This is a genomic window from uncultured Shewanella sp., assembly GCF_947501665.1.
Taxonomy (GTDB): Bacteria; Pseudomonadota; Gammaproteobacteria; order Enterobacterales; family Shewanellaceae; genus Shewanella.
On sequence record NZ_CANMWS010000082.1, the window covers coordinates 1 to 597 of the forward strand.

The window sequence follows — 597 nt, forward strand, 5'->3', positions numbered from 1 at the left end:
CGTGAAGAGTTAACCGCTGAGCGTTTCATTGATAATCCCTTTGCGACGGCTGCTGATATTGAAAAAGGGTATACCCGCTTGTACCACACCGGCGATATAGTGCGTTGGGGGATGGATGGTAATCTTGAATACCTTGGGCGAACCGATTCTCAGGTTAAAATCCGAGGTTATCGTATTGAATTGGGGGAAGTTGAAAGTGCCCTGATGGCGTTAGCTGCTGTGAAACAAGCGGTAGTGCTGGCAGCAGAAAAAGCGGGCAGGCCTTATTTAGTGGGTTACTGTGTACCCGCTGAGTCAGGATGGGAGCCGCGAGAATTACAGATGGCCTTGATTGATGATTTACGTCAGCAATTGGCCAAGACGTTGCCAGAATACATGGTGCCCGCCGTTATAATGTTTATTGAGCAAGTGCCTCTTACGATTAATGGTAAGTTAGACAGAGCGGCATTGCCAACGCCTGAATTTACTGCCACTGCAGGTTATGTCGCGCCTCGTAATGAGAAAGAGCGACAACTTTGTGCTATTTGGCAGACGGTTTTGGGCCTTGAACAAGTGGGGATTGAAGATCACTTTTTTCAGATTGGAGGTGATTCTATT

The 597-nt window shown here is 47.6% G+C and carries 1 protein-coding gene; it reads left to right on the plus strand.

Translation table 11 applies throughout. The annotated features are described in order from the left end of the window. Positions 1–597 (plus strand): phosphopantetheine-binding protein (locus Q0976_RS24005; RefSeq protein WP_299497389.1); only part of this gene is annotated, 597 nt, incomplete at both ends.